At 33.2% G+C, this 20462-nt stretch carries 14 protein-coding genes and 1 pseudogene; 7 read left to right on the top strand and 8 right to left on the bottom strand.

The features are described 5' to 3' along the window. Nucleotides 1-104: 104 nt before the first annotated feature. From NST14_RS29455 to NST14_RS29425, 7 genes are all read right to left on the bottom strand, one after another. Nucleotides 105-2450 (bottom strand): hypothetical protein, encoded by a 2346-nt coding sequence (locus tag NST14_RS29455; RefSeq protein WP_048519919.1) that lies wholly within the window; start codon nt 2448-2450, stop codon nt 105-107. 148 nt (nt 2451-2598) lie between these two features. Next, nucleotides 2599-3765, bottom strand: a complete 1167-nt coding sequence (locus NST14_RS29450) for an S-layer homology domain-containing protein (RefSeq protein WP_048519921.1) — start codon at nt 3763-3765, stop codon at nt 2599-2601. Nucleotides 3766-4020: 255 nt separating this feature from the next. Then, nucleotides 4021-4416: a DUF4320 family protein gene (locus tag NST14_RS29445; protein ID WP_001181745.1), complete on the bottom strand. Its 396-nt coding sequence runs from the start codon at nt 4414-4416 to the stop codon at nt 4021-4023. Nucleotides 4417-4441: 25 nt separating this feature from the next. Continuing rightward, nucleotides 4442-4891 (bottom strand): hypothetical protein, encoded by a 450-nt coding sequence (locus NST14_RS29440; protein WP_001168864.1) that lies wholly within the window; start codon nt 4889-4891, stop codon nt 4442-4444. A 16-nt stretch (nt 4892-4907) separates the two neighbouring features. Continuing rightward, nucleotides 4908-6407, bottom strand: coding sequence for a hypothetical protein (locus tag NST14_RS29435; protein ID WP_042512129.1), 1500 nt, complete (start codon nt 6405-6407; stop codon nt 4908-4910). A 19-nt stretch (nt 6408-6426) separates the two neighbouring features. Continuing rightward, a complete protein-coding gene (locus NST14_RS29430; protein ID WP_001002940.1) occupies nt 6427-7380 on the bottom strand; it encodes a hypothetical protein in 954 nt (317 codons plus the stop codon). Nucleotides 7381-8089: 709 nt separating this feature from the next. After that, entirely contained in the window at nt 8090-9226 is a 1137-nt protein-coding gene (locus tag NST14_RS29425) for a hypothetical protein (protein ID WP_000557422.1), read from the bottom strand. 906 nt (nt 9227-10132) lie between these two features. Between NST14_RS29425 and NST14_RS29420 the strand changes: the two are divergent. Both NST14_RS29420 and NST14_RS29415 read left to right on the top strand, forming a co-directional pair. Further along, a pseudogene (locus NST14_RS29420) lies at nt 10133-10240 on the top strand (transposase); the annotation flags it as partial. Nucleotides 10241-10251: 11 nt separating this feature from the next. Then, complete coding sequence (locus NST14_RS29415; protein WP_341119486.1) at nt 10252-11364, top strand: RNA-guided endonuclease TnpB family protein; 1113 nt, start codon at nt 10252-10254, stop codon at nt 11362-11364. Nucleotides 11365-11681: 317 nt separating this feature from the next. Here NST14_RS29415 and NST14_RS29410 read toward each other — a convergent pair whose 3' ends face one another. Next, nucleotides 11682-12287 carry a DUF3967 domain-containing protein gene (locus NST14_RS29410; protein ID WP_000564666.1) on the bottom strand — a complete coding sequence of 202 codons (606 nt, stop codon included), beginning with the start codon at nt 12285-12287 and terminating at the stop codon, nt 11682-11684. A 586-nt stretch (nt 12288-12873) separates the two neighbouring features. Here NST14_RS29410 and NST14_RS29405 point away from each other — a divergent pair. The 5 genes from NST14_RS29405 to NST14_RS29385 all read left to right on the top strand — a co-directional run bounded on the left by NST14_RS29405 (nt 12874) and on the right by NST14_RS29385 (nt 20362). After that, nucleotides 12874-13209 carry a hypothetical protein gene (locus tag NST14_RS29405; RefSeq protein WP_000098927.1) on the top strand — a complete coding sequence of 112 codons (336 nt, stop codon included), beginning with the start codon at nt 12874-12876 and terminating at the stop codon, nt 13207-13209. Nucleotides 13210-13235: 26 nt separating this feature from the next. Next, nucleotides 13236-14543, top strand: coding sequence for a plasmid replication protein RepX (gene repX, locus NST14_RS29400; protein ID WP_000918313.1), 1308 nt, complete (start codon nt 13236-13238; stop codon nt 14541-14543). Between the two features lie 436 nt (nt 14544-14979). Beyond that, nucleotides 14980-16266 carry a replication-relaxation family protein gene (locus tag NST14_RS29395; RefSeq protein WP_000837871.1) on the top strand — a complete coding sequence of 429 codons (1287 nt, stop codon included), beginning with the start codon at nt 14980-14982 and terminating at the stop codon, nt 16264-16266. A gap of 191 nt (nt 16267-16457) precedes the next feature. Beyond that, nucleotides 16458-16844, top strand: a complete 387-nt coding sequence (locus NST14_RS29390; protein WP_000365750.1) for a hypothetical protein — start codon at nt 16458-16460, stop codon at nt 16842-16844. 17 nt (nt 16845-16861) lie between these two features. Further along, a complete protein-coding gene (locus NST14_RS29385) occupies nt 16862-20362 on the top strand; it encodes a DNA translocase FtsK (protein WP_000447304.1) in 3501 nt (1166 codons plus the stop codon). Nucleotides 20363-20462 lie beyond the last annotated feature (100 nt).

Here is a 20462-nt window from a genome sequence, read left to right as displayed (position 1 = left end):
GCACACCCCATTAAGGGGTGTGCCTTTGGTTTATCCATTCAGCTACTAGTTCAAGAAGGATTATATACTTTTGTCGATTCAAGTCATTATACAATACTATTTATCTAATTTCTATTCTTCATATAGTACCAATTTGATAAATCAGTAATAATATTTTCCTTTCCAACCCAATTCCAACCTGGTGTTTGCACAGGGAATGGAAGATCCGCAAGCACCCTTCTCTTTTTAAAATCATCGTAGGCAACACCTTTAATTTCCACTTCATCTGTCAGGCACAAACTCATTTCATTCACACCTGCTGGGTTTGTTTCAACATTGAACGAATATTTTCCATCTTTTGTTTTTAATGGCGCATACCATTTTCGTTGGCCATCAATAATTTTTTCCTTACCATCCCAATATAAAGACTTAGTTGGTCTTTTACTATCAAAGACATGTCCTGTTACTTCAGACAAATACATATTTTTAGGTAGGAATTTAGATGTTAAGCCATTATTAGAAACACTCTCTAAATCATAAGCTGTTTTTAGTCCTTCATCTGCAAATGGATACTGTGCCGTTGCTTTTGTAAATACACCTGGATAATTGGTATTCCAATCATTTTTGTATTTCCCATTAACTTCATAAGAAAAACCATACCCCGCATGGAGCTTAGATGGTTCTAAATTATCAATACTTCCACTTAATGTTTCATAGAACATTTCTCCCACTGTGTCCTCTTTTGACACACGTTCACTTACTGTTTCTACCACACCTTTTACACTCGTTACTCCGCACATTCCTTTTTCATGAGATGGTGAATAGATAGCTGTTTTAATAGGATTATTTTTGTATGTGGTTTCTTCTATATCTAATCGGTTACCAGCAGGGTTAATTTCTGCCTGAATTGTTCCTTTCCCCTTATGTTGCCAGCCAAGGTTCAAGGTTTTCTTTTCTCCCTCAGTTAACCTTACCTTTTGTGTTGCTACTTGTTGTCCGTTATGCTTGAGCACGACTACCGTTTCAGGATTTGCATACTTCGCTTCTAGCGCATCTAACTTTTTAATTTTATTTTTCTCTTTTTCTAACTTCTGCCTTGCTGTATCTAACCTACTTGCTGCACTATCCAATCTATTTTCTTCCCAAGAGCAGTCTCTATCGTAATAGTGATGGTTTCCTTCTGCATCTACCTCATGAATTGGATTACGACGGCAATAACTAAGACTAGATTGCGCACTATCTCTATCGGATTCAGAACTATTTACCGCTTGCTCGGACTTATTAATATTGTTATTTACCTTTGCTCTATATTGGTCACGTTCGGGTTTAAAATTATCACGTGATACATCTATTCTTGTTTTTATATTCTTTCCTTCTCTTGCTGTTTCTCCTTCAATTCGGTCAGCAGAGAAATCGATTTTATATTTAAAATCATCTTCATCACCTGGATCTGGATTAGGGGTTACTTCTGTACCACAGTTACCATTTATGGTGAAATCAACAGTTTTCTCATTTGATTCCCTTTGAACAGCATCAATGGCTTTAATTTTCGCAGTATATCGGCCACACATTTGTGGCTGCCACTTTAGTTCTTCTGACTTAAATTGCCCTGCATCACCTTCATTTGGTTTTTGATTATCTTTTTGCGGAGTTGAACGCAGATAATTTTCTTGATGATACACGGTTTCGCCATCTTTTGTAATATCTAACATCCATTTAACTCGGTTCCGTTCTCCGGCAGCTTTTTGATAAGGGTTTATTGTTGTTCCATTAGGATCTCGGTCATTGTATCCTTTATTTTTACTTACATATTCAAAACCGTTAAATGTAAATTTTACGGGTATATCTTTTTTCCCACTCGTAGCTTTAAAATCTTTTATTTGAGGTTTACTTGTGCGTACATACCACAAGCTATACCTATTCACGTCATTTACACCACCAGCCCCTGCATATCCGCCAGAAAGATAAGCAATGTCTCTAATCCAATAGAACTCTCCATAAGATTTATCTGAAAACCCATTTTTAATCCTATGTGGAATTAAGTTTCTTAAAACGAATTCAGGGTTACCCCAATATTTACTTGCAATTATATCGTTTGTAATTCTCTCTATTTCGGTTACCATTCTATCTCCCACTACAACTGAAGGGTTAATGTAGCCTTCATTTGATATACGCACATAAGGTTCTGAATGGTCTTCATTTTGGATAAGGTTTTCCCTTGAATTCCCCCAATTAAAAGAACCATTATAAACAGCAGGAAAATGTAAATCCGCTTTATAATCGAACTCTTTTGTTTTATAACCACTTCCTGGTCTAAGTAGCTTCCCATTCAATTGTAATTCAGGTGATTTTAAAGACGTGTCTTCATTCCCATTATAAAATGGAATATCCCCATTATTTGCACTTGCTACTGATGGCCATACCAACATCACTGAAACACACGTTAATAGTATATTTTTTCGCAGTCTCATAACCTCACTCCTTTTAACATAAAAAAAGGACACACCCGTACCTTGGTAGGTACGTAAGGTGTGTCCTTTACGTAAATAAATTGTATATTAGTTAATTATTATATTACATCTTTAAATGTATCAAATGTAGCTTTAAAATGCAATAATATTATACACGCACTTGAATGTACATCATATGATCAGCTGTAGAGTGCCCTACACGAACTTTATAATTTCCTTTTTCATAGTTATTAATTTCTTGAGCATCTACAGTTTCCTGAATTTCTTTATCTAGAACTAAATCTGAATTTAACATAGTAGTCCACTTTTTAGCTAACTCAATAGTTGCTTCGTTATTATCTAGGAAAATAATTTTAAAATCATTTTCACTTACCGCATCAATATAAACTTGTGCACCAATTGTACCTGCTGGTAAGTACATATTTTTATCAACCAGTCTAATTGTTCCATTTATATCTGCATACTTAAGGTTAGTACCATATTTACTATTCACACTCTTAATAAGATTTTGCGCTTCTGTAGAAATGGATTTTTGAGCAATCGGGTTTTTCATAGCGTTTGGATTATACGTAACTTCCTCTGTAACTAAACCTTTATCTATACTTGATGGTAAATTTGTATCTGGTTTTTCTTCTGGTTTTGTTTCAGGTTTTGGGTCTGGCTTCACTTCTGGTTTAGTCTCTTTTTCTACTGCATTAATAGAGTTATATAAGAACTGGCTATATTGTTCACGAGTTACATGTGCATATGGTGAATACATTTTACCTCCTGTACCAATAGTAACGCCATTTTCTTCTAATGCACTAATTGCTTTTAATGCCCATGAGTTTTTATCAACATCAGTAAAGGAAGTTGTCTTAGTAGCTTTGAACTTGAAAGCATTTGTAAGTACTTGCGCCATTTGTTCACGAGTTAAGACATCATCTGGACCGAATTTCCCTTCACCATAACCATTTACTAGACCTGCTTTAGCAAGTGCTCTAATTTCTTTTTCAAACATGTGTCCTCTAATATCTGTAAATGGATTTTTGAAGCTAGCATCTGCATCTGCTGGTTTAACGTACATATAAATCATACGAGCAACTTGCCCACGAGTTACATTGTCACCAAAACCAAAGATATTATTTCCGTATCCTTGTACTACTTTACGATTTGTTAAATCATAAATTGCTTTTGTAGACCAGTGATTTGCTGGAACATCACTGAATTTTAATGAGTCTGTGTTATCAGCCTTAGCAGTAAATGCTCCTGCTCCTAGTAATGATGTACCCATAATTGTTAATGCTGTTGCTGTTTTTAAAAATTTGTTAGCCATTGTTTGTTCCTCCAAGTATATTAGTTTTTTAATAGATTCCTTTATTGTATCGAATTTAAATATAAAATCCAGATACTTTAACATATAAATTTATAAATTAGCGTTTTTTTATAACCGCTGTTCTATATGGAAAATATTACCATATAAGAATAGGCTTGTAAAGTATTTTTATATATTTATTTATAAATATTTATTTCTAGTAAAAAAACTACACTTTTCAGTATAGTTTTTAACTCTTTATATATATTGATATTCTCAACGGAAATAGATTTGTCCCATTCCATCTTTGTTAGCCCATATTGGTGCTTTCACACTATCAATCCCTATCATTTTAAAAATAAAGAAGTGATGTTCAGCTTTTATCTTAAAATTTAACGGCTGATTATGATCCACGCGCCCTTTAGTATATTCATATTTCCATCCATCCATATTCTGCTCTTTCATTTTCTTCTCTATATCAGGAATTAGATTTACGTTTTTTCCTTCATATGTGTACTGAAAACCACCTGTTTGTTCTGCTAACTCTACTGTACTAGAAGCAAAATCATGTGCTTTTACTAACTGCATTCCATACAGTACACCTTCTGGTATAAGAGTTATCAATAATAAAGAAAGCGTTAGAAAAAGCGCTGTTGTTACTGTATTTTGCATTTCTTACACACCTACTTTTTCTTATTTATTTCACGTTTCCTCCAGCTTTCTTGTTGTCAGAATCTGCTTCATAAATAAATATGTGTCTTGCGTTACTCTTAATGTTACCTTTCTTTTCATCAAATTGTTTCGTATAACTAGCAGCTTCCGCTTCTCCTTCAACCGCAATCATTGCAGGTTGCTCTTGTACAGCATGTACAGAAAACTCTCGTTTTGATGCAGGATCCTTAAATGTTGCATTTTGTTTATAAGACTTTTCAAATTCTTTCTTTGCGATACCTGGTTCAATAGCAATTTCTTCTTGCGCTCGTAAAACACCTACTTTTACGGCTTTATCCATTGCTGTACTTCCAGCGCGTTCTGATGCAGACTTATTATCTGTGTGTGTTGTATCTCCAATAATCATATCTGTCATTAAGAATAAACAGCCAACAAATAATAATATTGAGGCGGCCCCTATAATAAATTTTTGCATCTTTCTTCACCCCTCCTTAATTTTCAGACTTCCGAAATCGAAATCCACTTAAAATGGAACTTTTCTTTTGATTCAACAATTGGTTTGGCAGTAATAACTCTGCTATTTCCTTCATTATTCCTTCAAGCTCTTTATAATAGTTCCGACTAGATAGTAACGTACTACTTTTTAATTGAGATTCAAATACATCCTCTATCTCATATGGTGCTAAAGCAGTTAATACCTTATCGCCAAAACATTCTTCTACTACTTCATACTTTAAAAGTGCAGTAGAAAACTTATTCCCAATAATTCTCGTTTTCTCTAAAACTAAGTAAGAAACAAGTTTTCTCTCCTTTTGTGTAAGAGGATGCGCTATCTTTAACAATTGATGCAGATCTGGTTCTGCTACAAAGAAAATAAAATCTGCCATTTCACATATTTCATGGTATAAATCTTTATCCCAATCGTACCCCGCATCAATAATAGATATAGGCGCTTCTTGGTTAGCCAATAATACCTTAATAAAATGGTCAAAGTCCTGCTCTGTTTCGTTTTTCAGCTCTTGGTCCACTATAGGATTCTTTACGATATAATTTATTCTTCCTTGCTTCCATTTTGGAATTGATAATATATCAGATTCCTTCTGTAGCATCTCCTTATATCGCTGTAACATAAATTCACTACGATAGTTTTCTGGTGCTTCTGTATATCCCTTTAATAAAGGATACGTATATCCATCATCATATAGATTCTCTATATAGTTCACATCAATCTGTAGTTCATTTAAGTAAGCAGCTAAAAGATGTGAAACAAAAGTTGCACCACTTCTTTTGTTCATGCTGGCCACAACAATTGTTCTTCTCGGAATAGCAATACCTATTTGTTTTTCATATACCGGCTCAAAAGCCAATTTATATTGTTTTTTTATAATAGGTGCTTTTTGTGACTCACCTGGAACAGACTTACGCTTTTGATTGTTTTTAAATAGTTTCTTGGAGTTAGAGGAAGCTTCATTGTTGCCACCTTCCTCTAATTCACTTGATACTTCCTCTTCTTCCTCATCAACAGGAACTTCGGGTAACTTTGTTTGTTGTGGTGCCTGACTTGCGCCTACAATTTCTGCTACATTTTTAATATCCGACTCCTGTAGCAGCTGCGGGATAACTTTATTATCAATATCAATTCTACGAGAGTTAAAAATGTCATAGATACCTAGATAAATCAGTTTCGCCAAAAACTCATCATCATTTTCACGCTCTGTAAATACCACAATACGAATATCTCGATTAAAGCGAATATCTCTTAGTTTCTGTAAGATAATCAATTCACGTTTCTCTTCATGTCCCGCATCAATATTTAATCGTTTGTCATTAATACATAGAATATCGGGCTGTTCTGTATCTAGAATTTCATCTAGATACTTGATATGCATCACATCACTATCAGCTACTTCAAATCCCGCACCAATAAAATCCTCACGTAAATATGCCGTATATACAGTATCACTAATAGCTAAAACGATTTTTTTCACCATAGTTAACCTCCTACAAAATCTAACGTTGGATTAAAATCATGTTTTCAATTGGAATTTGTGCCTCAAGATGAACCTTCCCAATAATCTCATTCAAAATATACTCAATTTCAACTTGTTCCATTGTACGTGGAGCTCCAAAATCAGAATTTAGCTTTACTCGTATTTCTAATCGATCTTGTATCTCATGTAAAGGTGTACCAAGATAAAGAATGCTGTAGTATAAAACACCATCTTCAATATTTTTTTGAATCATATCTTTTGTTTGATGAATAAACGTAACCTCAGCAAGCTCAATAAAAGGATCATTAATTGTTACTTTGCTATTCCAATTTAAATTCCAAATCTCGCAATGTTCTTCCGCATGTACAACAACTCCATTAACAGAAGGCGTAATCGCGAAAAGACGATCTACAGGAACTTTGGTTAACGAGGTACTATTACCTTTCTTTAATTCAATTCCTTTTTCCATTCGCTCATGTTCAAAAGCATATTCAGCACCAGTGAATGCAACTTCGCAAAATACTTGTTCTAACAATGGACGAATCCCTTCATATGTTCGTATAGCAAATACACTAAATTCCTGTGTTTCATCTGTACGAATGATTTCGTACAATTCATATTCAGATGCATTTGCTAAGGCAAAAGGAATATCTTTTATAAAATTCGGATCAGTATATAGATTCTCAGGAATTTGCGTTTCAGGATGATTTATAAACTCAAGGCATAATTGATATCCTTTTAAAAATGCATTTTTAACAGCTGCAGGGAATAGAGTTTCAAAACGTTTCACATTATTTTTAAACGTTTTTTCTTCAATTTCGTTATTAAATTCTCTTTCCTGTAAGATATTTGCCTTATTCCCTAGTAATAAAAAGTAGTGATTAATAATGCGACTAATATCCTCTTCAAATGCTGCATTCTCCTCACAATACTTTGTAAATCGTTCTTTACTCATGTTCACAATTTCGTTCATAGCTTCAAATTCTCCCTTTTTATTGTTATTTATACAAAAAAAAGACACACCGATGGCAGGTTATGTGCCTTCGGTGTGTCCGTTTAGCTAGAAATTAAATCTATTAATTTGTATATTTCTCTTAGTTAATTGTAGTTCACGTATAAGAATACCTCTATGAATTTTAAAAGTCAATAGATTAATTACCTCCTTGTAAACTTATATTTATTCCTTCTTTCTATTTTTCTATGTATTTAATTTAAAAAAATACAAGTAATTAAATATAAATAATCCAAGTATTTTATATAAAAACAACAAGAAATATATATAACTAAACTCAATCATTAATTATAAAGAGATTCAGCAAACACCTCTAAAGCCTTGTATTACATACGTTCCTGGATATTAAGCTAAATTCACTATCGTAATATCCCCATTACATACAAGCTCTACATCATAGAAATCACAAATTAAGAAGTTAAATACCATATTACTAAGAATTCACAAGGTTAGAATCATATTACTAAGATAACCACAAGTATTGAATCGAATTATGAACATACCGAGTCGTAACCAAACATAACGTAAATCAATTATATGCTTCCGTAAAAATGCTAATAGATATATTTTCCTAAATAAAAAAGCATGTCTTCAAATTAAAGAACATGCCAAATAACCCTTGCTTTTAAGTAACTTTTTAACAAGGGTTTCCATATATATTTTTTTAAAATCACATAAATTCCGGATAAACACCATTCTTCTTATGATAATTTATCATTGCATCGTGTTTTTTCCCTGTAGACAAGTTTTTTTCCTTAAAACCTATCCAGGACTCTCTAAACTTTACACGCATAAATGCTGGAATAGAGAATATTTCTTGCTCTTTCAAACAACTTTCCACTTGATCTAATGCATAAGTCATTGCGTAAATTAATAATTCACTTTGTTTTTGTTTCGTCGGTAAATAGATTGCGATATCAACAATTTCTTGTCTAAATGCAGTCATTATATTTTCTTTATCTTTTTTACGTAACGCCTGTCCCATATGTTTCAAACGAGACACCGCTTCTTTTCTGCACTTCGCTACTGGTCTATGTAATTCTTTTTTATCATTCTCAATTACGCAGTTTGAAGAAAATACAACGTTGAACTTCTCAATGATGATTTGTTTTACCTGTTTCCTTGCACTAGTAATTCTTGTTTCATTAGATTTCTTCTCTTTAGAATCGATTGCAGTAAATTGCACGATGGGGTTAATAATTTCTATGTAGTGTCTTACTTTCTTTGCATTACGATTTAATCTCCTTTTTAAGGAAGACATCTTTCTTGTAATCTGAAACTCCTCAATTTTATGTTTATAATGTTCCATACCTACTTTTCTTGAAAAAGTATTGATTAAATCTAAAAGGAATATAATCCCTCTATTATCACGAGCCTTTACTAGACTACTCATTATCGTTGTTTGAATTAGGTGAAATGGAATACGGAAATACGATAGCGATATGCCTGTCATCTTTGCAGTTTCTGCAGTAGTGTGGTTATACAACGCATAATCTACAATTTCATATACAGTACGATTTCCAACAGGTGTTTCTTTTACGAGTCTACGCTCCAAACAAACTTGAAACCCTGTATAAATTGTTGTGTAGGGAATCCCACTTTTCTTAGCAAGATCCATTATTTGAAATTCACGTGGTAGCATTCCTATATCATTGCATTCAAAGTGAAGCAAGATGTAAGTAGCTAAAGCTGAAGATGGTAACTCTTTTCTTTCATTTTCTAGTTTTACGATGTTTAATAGTCCATCAAAAAATTTAACCCCATGAACTTTAAAGTTCTGTTGGGAAAAAGCCATTTGCGTATGCATAATGTTGCTAACTCCTTTCGAAAGAGCAGAAAAAGGCACTGTCATACCACGGATACAAAAATACTACTCTCTTAAAAGAGTAATACTTGTATAACAACGGTAAACAATGCCTAAAATTACGCAAGAAATCCCCTTTTTAAGTTGCACAAATACATAAGATACAGTAAAATTATCTTATAATTTCATGCAAAATAAAAAGGTTTATTGGCTTTGTTTACCGCGGTCGATTGAAAATTTCTTTTGGGATTTTTGTGCGGTGTACCACAATGAAGTAGTTGGCGCTATTTCATTGGGCTGATGAACCTTTTTTTGCTTTTTTATATTTTATTTTTTATTATATAAATATTTTATTATTAATAAATTTGTATCTAAAAAAATACAAAAATATAAAGTAACTACATCATATATAGTTTTTCCCATGGTTGCAAGGTGATTTTTTCAAAAGTATGACCTTTGCTAAATGACTATGTATAAATAACCACCACTCAAACACCTCGTTGAGCGCCGCTCAATCAAAAGTCAATTCACAATAAGTAAGAACAACTTAAACAGCCTCTGATCAACCGCCTGATTGTCGCTCAATTAACAAAATATCATCGATAAAGCGCATTAATGGCACATTTTTCATTATCCACACCTTAAATCACCCAACTAATCACCAGTCACTCGTGTGTAAATACTGTTATTTTCGTATGTAGGTTGAGTGGTGATTGAACGGTTGATTTCATTGCATTAAACCTAATTGTAATCAGTCAATTAATCACCGGTCAATCATATTACTATTTTAGAATGAATGATTAGCGAATGGTTGAGTGATCGAGTGAAGGTGTAAGTTTTGAATAAGAATAAACTGTTTTTTTTATGATTAATATAAAAATAGTTTCATACTACTAATTAAGTAGTATGAAACTATTGAAAGAGATGTTTTGGTCAAGAGGTTTTTGCTTACTAACTACTGGTGGTTCATCAATAGACGTAGTAAAAAAATATATTGAAAATCAAAGTGAAAAGTGAGGTGAAATGATATGACAAAGCAGAATAAAGCATATAAACTCCGTTTGTATCCAACAGGAGACCAAGCACATCTTATGCGTAAAACCTTCGGTTGTGTACGTTTCGTGTATAACAGAATGTTAGCCGAACGGAAAGAAGCGTATGAAAATCACAAAGATGATAAGGAACAACTAAAGAAACAAAAGCTTCCCACTCCTGCGAAATACAAAGCAGAATTTGAGTGGTTAAAAGAAGTTGATTCATTAGCACTGGCAAATGCTCAACTAAACTTGCAAACTGCCTATAAGAATTTCTTTCGTGGTCAAAATGACTTCCCAACATTCAAAAGCAAAAAAGACAGAAAGTCTTATACAACGAATGTAGTGAACGGAAATATTATGTTGCTTAACGGTCATATTAAATTGCCAAAACTGAAAATGGTACGTATCAAGCAGCATAGAGAAATACCACAAGACCATGTAATCAAGTCATGTACGATTTCTATGACACCTACTGGTAAATACTATGTGTCTATCTTGACTGAATACGAAAAAGAGATTGTACAAAATGAAGTAGAAACAGTTGTTGGATTAGACTTTGCGATGGATCGATTATACGTTAGTTCTGAGGATGAGAGAGCCAATTATCCTAAGTTCTATCGTGAAATGTTAGACCGATTAGCAAAGGCACAACGAGTATTATCAAGAAGAACAAAAGGTTCTATTCGTTGGAATAAACAACGTATCCGTGTAGCTAAGTTACATGAAAAAGTAGCGAACCAACGTAAGAACTTCCTTCATCATAAGTCTAAAGAGTTAGCTACTCATTTTGATGTTGTAGCTATTGAAGATCTAAATATGAAAGGCATGTCGCAAGCACTTCATTTTGGAAAAAGCGTCGCTGATAATGCTTGGGGTATGTTCACTTCTTTTTTAGCTTATAAACTACACGAACAAGGCAAACAACTTATGAAAATAGACAAATGGTTTCCTTCCACAAAAACATGTAGCAGTTGTGGAAATGTGAAAAACATGTCATTGTCTGAGCGAGTATATTCTTGTATATGTGGTGTAAATCTTGATAGAGATTATAACGCAGCTATCAATATCAAAAATGAAGCAATACGCCTATTAGCGTTGGCATAGATAGCAATAAAATAACCCTTGGAACGAGGGGGTTAGCTCGGTTGTCTTAGGACAAATTCGTTAGCTATCAAAAGTAACGACTAACCGAGAAGCCACCACTTCAAACAGTCCATTAGGACGTTAAGTGGCGGGTAGTTCACAGATTGGAAGAAATAGAATTAGAAAACTCTTTGTATAGCAAAATAAACCTAAGTTCTATGATTATTATAAGTTTAAAACAATAGCTGTGAATGAATCATATTGATAATCAATGAACTAAGCTTTTGAAATGATATTAAGAATAAGCAAAATAAAAAGGCTATCAAATGATAGCCTTTTTATTTTTTTCCAAAAAGCTTAGAGAAAAAGCCGCCTTTTTGTTCAGTATTCTCTTGTCGCTGAGCATTAGCACTTTTTTGTTCTTGAATTAATCGTATAGTACTCATTAACTTTTCGTCACGTTCCTCTAATCGCTTATTGATTCTATCGAAATTATCCTGACTTTGTTTAGCCACCGCAGCGAAGAATTCCATATTTTGTTTTGTTAATTCTTCAGTCACTTTAGCTGTAACTTCCTCAGTAATTTTTTCCGTCAAAGCTTCTATAAAGTCTGGATTGACCTGTTGTGCTTTAACTAGTGATGTTTCTTTTGGTTCACCATCACCGTCAACATCTTCAGCATAAACATTGCGAATAACCGTCGGATCCATATCTAAAAGCCCAACAATTTCGTGCTTTTTCTTTGACTCAGAATAATAATGTTTAATCTTTTTTACTGTATCAATACTATCCTCATGAACATATTTAAGTTGGCGTTCTTTTTTTATGTTCAAGTACTCATCGAAATCATTCAACCATCTACGAAGAGTACTTTCAGGAATATCAAGCATGGTTGCTACTTCAGATACGCGATAATAACCATCGCTTAACTGTTCATCAATCATTTGCTCACCACCTAACTATATGATGCCTGTCCTATAATACATTATATAAAAATTCTATAGAAACTAAAAGAACCCCTTTGTAGATTACATAAAATATCATGGACTTTTATACCTGATCACTCAATCATTCACTGCTCATTTATTTAGCTGCATACCAATAATACCTATGTTATCGAGCGGTGATTAGTCGGGTGAGCGTGATTAACACTTGATTATGTACAAAATCACCTTAAAATTCTGTGAACTGAACTAAAAATTTTACATGGATTTTCACTTATTAAAATGCATCTTTTATAATCATTACGTATTCATTACAGTGTTTATTACCGTAATAAATGCGTAACAATTAAAATATTAATTACGGTAATTATTACGGAATTATTTAAAGTATTGATTTAATAAGATTCTTGATTATCATCCGTAGATGTATTATAGTTAGTATATACAATACTTCGGAAATATATACCGAAGTATTTACGGCTTTTATAACGGTATTAAATTCCGTATAATTATCTTGTCTTTTTGTACCTATAGATAAAATTTATTATTTATTAAAGGTGGTGTGAAATTATTGTCTAATATATCAATGAGTAGTAGTGAAATTATTGATGTGCTTTGTGAGAATTTAAATGATGGGATTTGGGCTTTACGTGTGCTATACGCCGAGGGCGCAATGAACAAAGAAAAGTTATGGGATTATATCAACCAATATCATAAAGACTATCAAATTGAGAATGAAAAAGATTATGAGGGTAAAAAAATACTTCCATCGCGATATGCTTTAGATATTATGACTGCAAGACTTGAAGGAGCAGGGTTAATATCTTTCAAAGCAATAGGACGTGTTCGAATTTATGACGTAACAGATCTAGGAAATGTTTTAATTAAGGAACTGGAAAAACGAGTTGAGAAAAACAACTAAAATATATATTTGAGGAGGATATACATATGGCAGGCAATTTTTCAGAAATCGAAAGCCAAGGAAATATTAGTTTGAAATTTGGATTCTTAGGACTAGGTATGGGTGGATGTGCAATCGCAGCAGAGTGCGCAAATAAAGAAACACAAATTAAAAATAACAAATACCCATATCGTGCGATTCTTGTTAATACAAATAGTCAAGATTTTAATAAAATTGAGATTAAAAACACAGGGAACGTCCGTAAAATACAGTTAGAAGGATATGAACAAGGTGCAGCTCGTAATCCACAGGTTGGAGAGGAAGCATTTGTAAAGCATGAAACAAAGATTTTCGAAGCGGTAAAACAGGAATTTGAAGATCGTGATTTTATTTGGATTACGTGTGGTCTAGGTGGAGGAACAGGAACTGGTGCTCTATTAAAGGCTATTGAAATGCTCTATGAACATGATTACAATTTTGGATTGTTACTGACTTTACCACGTGATGCTGAGGCTTTAAAAGTATTAGAAAACGCAACTTCACGCATTCGTAGTATTGCTATGAACCAAGAAGCTTTTGGCTCAATTGTATTAATAGATAACGCTAAACTATATAGAAAATTTGAAGAGGAAAATCCAAGTGCTTTAGCAAACGAATATACTAGCTATAGTAACAAATATATTGCTGATGCATTACATGAGATTAACCTAGTTACTTCATCATTTACACCGTTTTCAGATACACATTTTGATGCGAGTGAATTTGCTCAAGTAATTAATACACCAGGCGTTTTATCATTAGCAAAATTAGAACTAAAATCAAATCAATTAGACACTGAAAACCCGCTAGGTTACTTGACTCAATTAGGTAACGCACTAGAAAAAGGCGTTTTATACGATACAGAAAGAGAAGAGCTAGAAAGTGCTAAAAAAAGCGCGTTATCTATCGTTACATCACCGCTGCGAGCAGGGCGATTATACAACTTCTCATTCCTTAATCAAATGGAAAACTTCTTAAAAGAAAGAACTCCATATGTAGATGAACGTCCTATAGCTCCATACGTTAATAAACATACAACAAAAAAAGAAGAGGATATAGTAAAATTCTATTCAGTTGTTGCAGGACTTCCATTACCAAAACGTGTTAGTGATATTATTGATGAGATTACGAGAATTAAAGAAGAACGTGAGCAAGCTAATTCAAAGAAATCCAATGCTGTTTTAAATAAACTTTTTGCATTTGATGATTCAGTACAAGAAGAAAAACCTAAAAAGAAAAAATTAAATTTTGGTGCTGAACCTGAAGTAGAAGTTGCTGACGATTCACAACCAGCAAAGAAGAAATTATCATTCTAAACAATAGACCGACAAATATAATTTTGTCGGTCTTTTTCTATTTCAATAGCAAAAAGAAACTACAATGCACAAGTGATTAATCTATTATATTTTCTGTATGTGTAACATGTCTTTATATAATGTAATTGTTTAAATAAATTGTTAGGCCGTCCTAACGATTTTATTCCAATACTTGAACCTTTAAAAAATTGTTCGGTTAAAACATGTCTTCCGTCCGAACAATTTTAAAAGAACTGAAAGACTATATAAATCAATGTTTCTAGCTAATTTTTAGGAAGAGAAGTAATCCAAACTTCAGCGTACAAGTTTTAGTATCTAGATTAAAGCAAATTCAGCTTAAACTTTTAATAATTTACAACTAAATTTTGCTGTAATAAGATATATAGAAATGGTTGTTATTTATTGAAAATACATTCGAGTTATGGAGTTGCATATAATGAAAAGTAAAACGTATAAATATACAAGCAAAGGTACACAGAAATCTTTTCGTTTAAAAGAGGCCGATATATTTGTATTTACATTTTTATATTACAAAAGGTATCTTACTACACGACAAATTACTCAGCTTTATAGTGCATTTGAGGGTAGAGATTTTTCTGAGGATAGTGTGTTTACGAAACTTAATCGTTTTTCAAAATACGGTGCTATCCTGACTAAAAAAATTGATAAAAGAGATGATAGTATAACCAGACGTGCGACATTCTCCTTAAAAGATAGAATGGTTGATTACCTTCAAGAATTAGGAAGGATTCCTGCAGGATCTTCAAAACGTAGATATTCTTCTTCAATCTCACTACATACACTCTGCTCAAGAGAAATATTAGTACGCACACTTTTGGAAGTGTCGAAAAAGACCAATACGAATAAATTATTATGCGAGTTAGATATTCGCTCATATCATCAAAAACAAAAGAAAACAGAAATTGAAGATGCAGGGTTACTTCTAATTCCTGATGAACACATTTCATATAAAGACAAAAATATTTACATTGAAATGGATATGTGCAAAGAAACCAATGCTACCTTAGTTGAAAAGGTGGGGAAGTATATTGAATATGCACAAAAAAACACTAAAAATATAACTGTTGTTTTTGTTATGTATGACAAGTCGATGTTCCTTGCAGAAGATGCAGAACCTCCATACGTACGTATGAAGAATCTCTTATTTTCTATGCGAGAATATCATGAACATTTAATGAATCTACCAAACCTAAATATGCACATCTGCTCTTTGAAAGAAGCTGGAGATGTTATTTCAGATATTCTTCTAGGAATAGATGATAATCAAAACTTTGAACAAGATATTCTCTTACCTTTATCTAAACGTACAGTAGGAGATGCTGATTGGCGCTATGCATTTGTTGAAACAGTTCAAACATTTAAAGAGAAAATAGATGGTGGTCTTAGACGAACGTATAAGAGAGATAAAGATGTAATGCAAGATTTCTTCTTTATTTTTGGGAATGAAAATGATTACCGAATGATTGCTAGATTAGACGATGTTGTGTTTTCAAGAAGAGAAGGTGATGAAGGGGTGCCGCTTGTTGTGATTTATCCAAAGCGCAAAAAGGCTAGAGATATACTTTTAATGGACACGTATGACAACGTATTACTGCTATCCCTCCAAAATGAAGGTGTTACTATCGATGCGGATGAACAGATCATGGCACGTACTGCAAATAACATACATCCGAAAAGACGCAAGCTTGTTGAATTATATTAATCGTTAATTTTTTATATACTTTTATACAATTTTATTGATTTTTATTATTTAAGGTGATAGAATTACGTTTGAACTAAACACAAAAAACTACAATCAAATCAGAACATATGAAATTAAGGCAAGCGACACACGCTGTTTTTACAGTGGGTGTCGCTTGCCTTTTTTTATATGGAGAAAGGTGGAAAATCAAAATGGATTTACAATATGCAACTACTACTACTGGGGGAGTGCTCTCTGCTAGAGAAGCATTTAAAAACCCGGAACTAGTCCTTAATCATATTACAGAAGAGGGGGCAACGTTTAGTGTTTCTCTACAAGATATCCAAATTCCAGGGAAACCAAATTTCTATTGGTACGATGTCATAATTGAAACGGCAACGGATAAAAAGATTGAGGTAAATATCGCGGTACTTTCTCAAGAAGAATACAATCAACTCTGTGAAAGAGAGAGTATTGATTTATATTTAAAACAAACTGAAGATGCAGCAAAATTCTTTCTCGAAAAATCAAAGGAACTATTCCAACCAGAATTCAATAATCGATTCCAGTTTAAACATAAAGCTCAACTATATCTGTAAGAAGTAGGTGAGCCTATATGGAGACATTTAAACAACGATTACCGTTATTTACTACAATCGGCTTAATTAGCGGATTTATTCTTTCATTTGGATTCGGTTTAGTAAACTACATCAAGTTACTCTACTATGCATTTGAACCACCGTCTTATCCTATAGAAATTACATATGTACCGCTTATTTTAATGTTCTTTTCTTTACTATTAGGAGAGTTTAGCTTTAGGTTTTACAGCCGTATTCCAGCTTTACATATAAATAATGGGAAACTAATAATCTTGGTTGCTTCCCACTTTGCGGTTGATATTCAATTTTTATGGTTTGCAACTGCTCCGATCCATGCAAAGGTTATTCCTTATCTAGCGGATAAATCAAAACATCTTAATTTTGGTGAGTATGAAGCCTTAGGTCATGTCTTAACAGGTAATTTTCACACACTCACTATGATTTTTGTATTTTTACCAACAGTATTTATGATTTTGTTTACACTTTGGTATAGTGGGCATATTGTTCGCTACCGAGAAGAGATATTAAAGTGGGTACAAAAATACGAATATAAAAATCACAAATTACAAAAATGGTTTAATAGCCAAGAAGAACAAATATATCCTGATGTAGAAATTGGACCGCATATTGAGCATAAAGAGATGGTTCGTATTAAGGGGAAAGATAGAACGTTAAATTGTATTATTATTGGTCCTATTGGTTCTGGTAAAACATCTAGTTTAATTATTCCCATGATTAATCAAGATTTACATTGGATGGCGCGTTTTATCAATAAGTTCATAAATGTCTTTAAAAAGAAGGATTATCATACAGAAGAAGTAAAAGGAACATTTTTAAATGGTGTGACTGTTATCGAACCGAGTAATGATTTATGCCAAAAGGTTTTTAAGTTAGTGCAAGCACATAAAATACCTGAAAGTGCAGTTTACTACATTGATCCAACTAATCCTGATACCAAAAATATAAACATTCTGCGAGGACCAGTAGATAAAGTAGCAGAAGTTTTCGCAATGGTTATTCAAGGTTTGTCTGAATCTAACAATGCATTCTTTGAACAAGCGCAGCGTAACCACCTTAAACAACATATCTATTTATTAAAGCTTCACAACCCACAAAAAGATGTTACCTTCGACGATTTGATTGAGATGTATGACGATGTAGAACGTGTTCACCGAATGCATAAGCTATTAAAGGTACAGGTCGAAAAGTTATATGATTTTGTTCAAAGTGGAGCAGCTTCACGTGACCAAAAAAATGAATATAAAATTATAAAAGGTATAGACGAATGGTTTGATAATACCATTCGTGAAAAGCTGGATTTTCAAGGTGAACCAGCCGTTTATAAATCGGGAAAATACCGCGGACAACCGATGCATTATGACAGAGAAGAAGAATATGTAAAAGGTTTACGCAACATATTAAAAGATTTAGCTTCAAACGTTTTAATACGACGTGTTTTATTTGGAAAATCCGATTTTGATTTCGATGTTCATTTAGAGCAGGGTGGGATTTTGTTAGTCAATACGGCAAAAGGAGAATTAGCAGACCTTTCAAACGTATTAGGAAAATTTGTATTGTTAAGTATGCAAAATGCAGTATTCCGTAGAGATCCAAACGTCTCACCTTACCATCATATTATTGTCGATGAGTTTCCGGATTACGTTGTGCGGCCGTTTAAAGAATTCCCTGCACAATCTCGTAAATATAAAGTAATTTTAACAATCGCTAGCCAAACACTATCGCAATTAGCTCTCGACTTCACAGAGCAATACATGTTTACTTTACTAGGTTCATTCCGTAACAAAATGATATTTGGAGATGTAACACCATATGATGCAAAAATTTTCTCTGACATGTTTGGTGAGAAAGAGGAATTTAAAGAGGCAGAATCCGAACAGGGCATTTCTCCTATGCAAGAGAATCCAGTTAGTCGACTAGGATCAACCTATCAAAAAACGAAAGAAGTTGTTATGTCACCAGGAGATATCATGGCACAAGGGGCATTCATCTGTGCTGCTCGTATCGTACAAGATAATCATGTGCAACCTGTACAACAAATCACAAGTAACTTTGTACCAAAAGAAGAATTTGCCCAAGCAATTATTCAAGTAGATACAAAAACAGGTGAATATTGGGAAAATGAGCGTCTTCGCCTTATTAATGAATCTATAGAAAAAGCTAATCCTATGAAGCATGTAGATGCAGAAAACATGAAGAAAATACAACCATTACCACCTATACAAGAAGGTGAGATTGAACAGAATAACTCCATAGAAACAAACGAGGAGCATCAACACATTGTATCATTGGAGGATTATAAGGGACAAAAGTCTCAAAATGAAACCTTATCTAATGATCCTGCAGCAATGAACCAGCAGGGGAATGTTGATGATGAAGTTGAAAATAAGTTGTATGAAGATATTAAGGAATTTATTATCGAATCACAACAAGTCTCGCCATCTCTTCTGCAAAGAAAATTCAAGATTAGCTATATGAAATCTATGCAATATATTGAGAAGTTAGAACAAAATCTAGTTGTAAGTTCTTACACAGGGGATGGTCCTCGTAAAGTATTAATTTCAAATAATAGTAGTACATCAGAAGAAACAAGTGTTATTACTACTCATTCACCTGACAATACTATTTCACCGGAAGTAGCAATTCCAATTGAAGGCGAAGAAATCGAACAAGAGGAAACTAGCTCCTTTAAGGATATTCTATACGAAGATGTTTTAAGTTTTGTGAAGGAATCGGGAAGTATCTCTATATCTGTACTACAAGACACGTTTAAAATTAGTTATACACGTGCATCGAGATTAATAGATGCCTTACAACGAAATGGTGAACTGCCTGTTATAGCAGAAGAAACACATGTAGAAAGTATAAGCTCTGAAATAAAAGAACCGGCCGTGAAAGAAGATATTAAAGAAACCATAGATATAGCATTACCTCCTATGGAAGAATGCTATGAAATAAACATGGAGGTAGCAGAACTAAACAAAGAATTATCTATTACTATGTTAGAGCAAGATTGGAATAAAGATTCCATTATTCATTCCGTGATTCCTGTTGAGACCGAACCATTGTTTGAAGAATTCCCATCTGATGGACTTCCCGTTACAATGATAGGAACTGCAGAAACAAGTATAGAATCTACTTCACTTCCCGTTACAATAACAGAGCTAGAAGAAACACATGTAGAAATCAACACGGTTCCAATTGAAGAAACGCTTAATCATATCGAAGAAAACAAGCTAGATGAAGATGTAGCAAAAGTTTACGAATCTATTAGTATTACGGTACAAGAAAACTTAGAAAAAAATAGAGAAGAGCATTCGAAAAATGATGAGAAGCAACCAGAATATAAACCTATGAGTTATAAAGAACGCCAAGAGCACTTAAAATCTCATCAAAAAAATAAGAATAATACTACGCAGTCGCTGCTTAATAAAAATGAGAAACCAAAGCCCAAAACATCGAACGTAATGAGTAAGGAATTGAATAATTTCTTTGATTAATAGTTTGTAAATCTTAAATTAAATCTAGTATTGGTATAGCCAGCATTTCGGAAAAAACCACGCTAAGCCAAAAATAAAATAAGCTGCCCATATAGGCAGC

This window comes from Bacillus sp. FSL W8-0519 (genome assembly GCF_038005585.1).
GTDB classification, from domain to species: domain Bacteria; phylum Bacillota; class Bacilli; order Bacillales; family Bacillaceae_G; genus Bacillus_A; species Bacillus_A paranthracis.
This window is presented reverse-complemented; position numbering and strand designations above follow the sequence as displayed.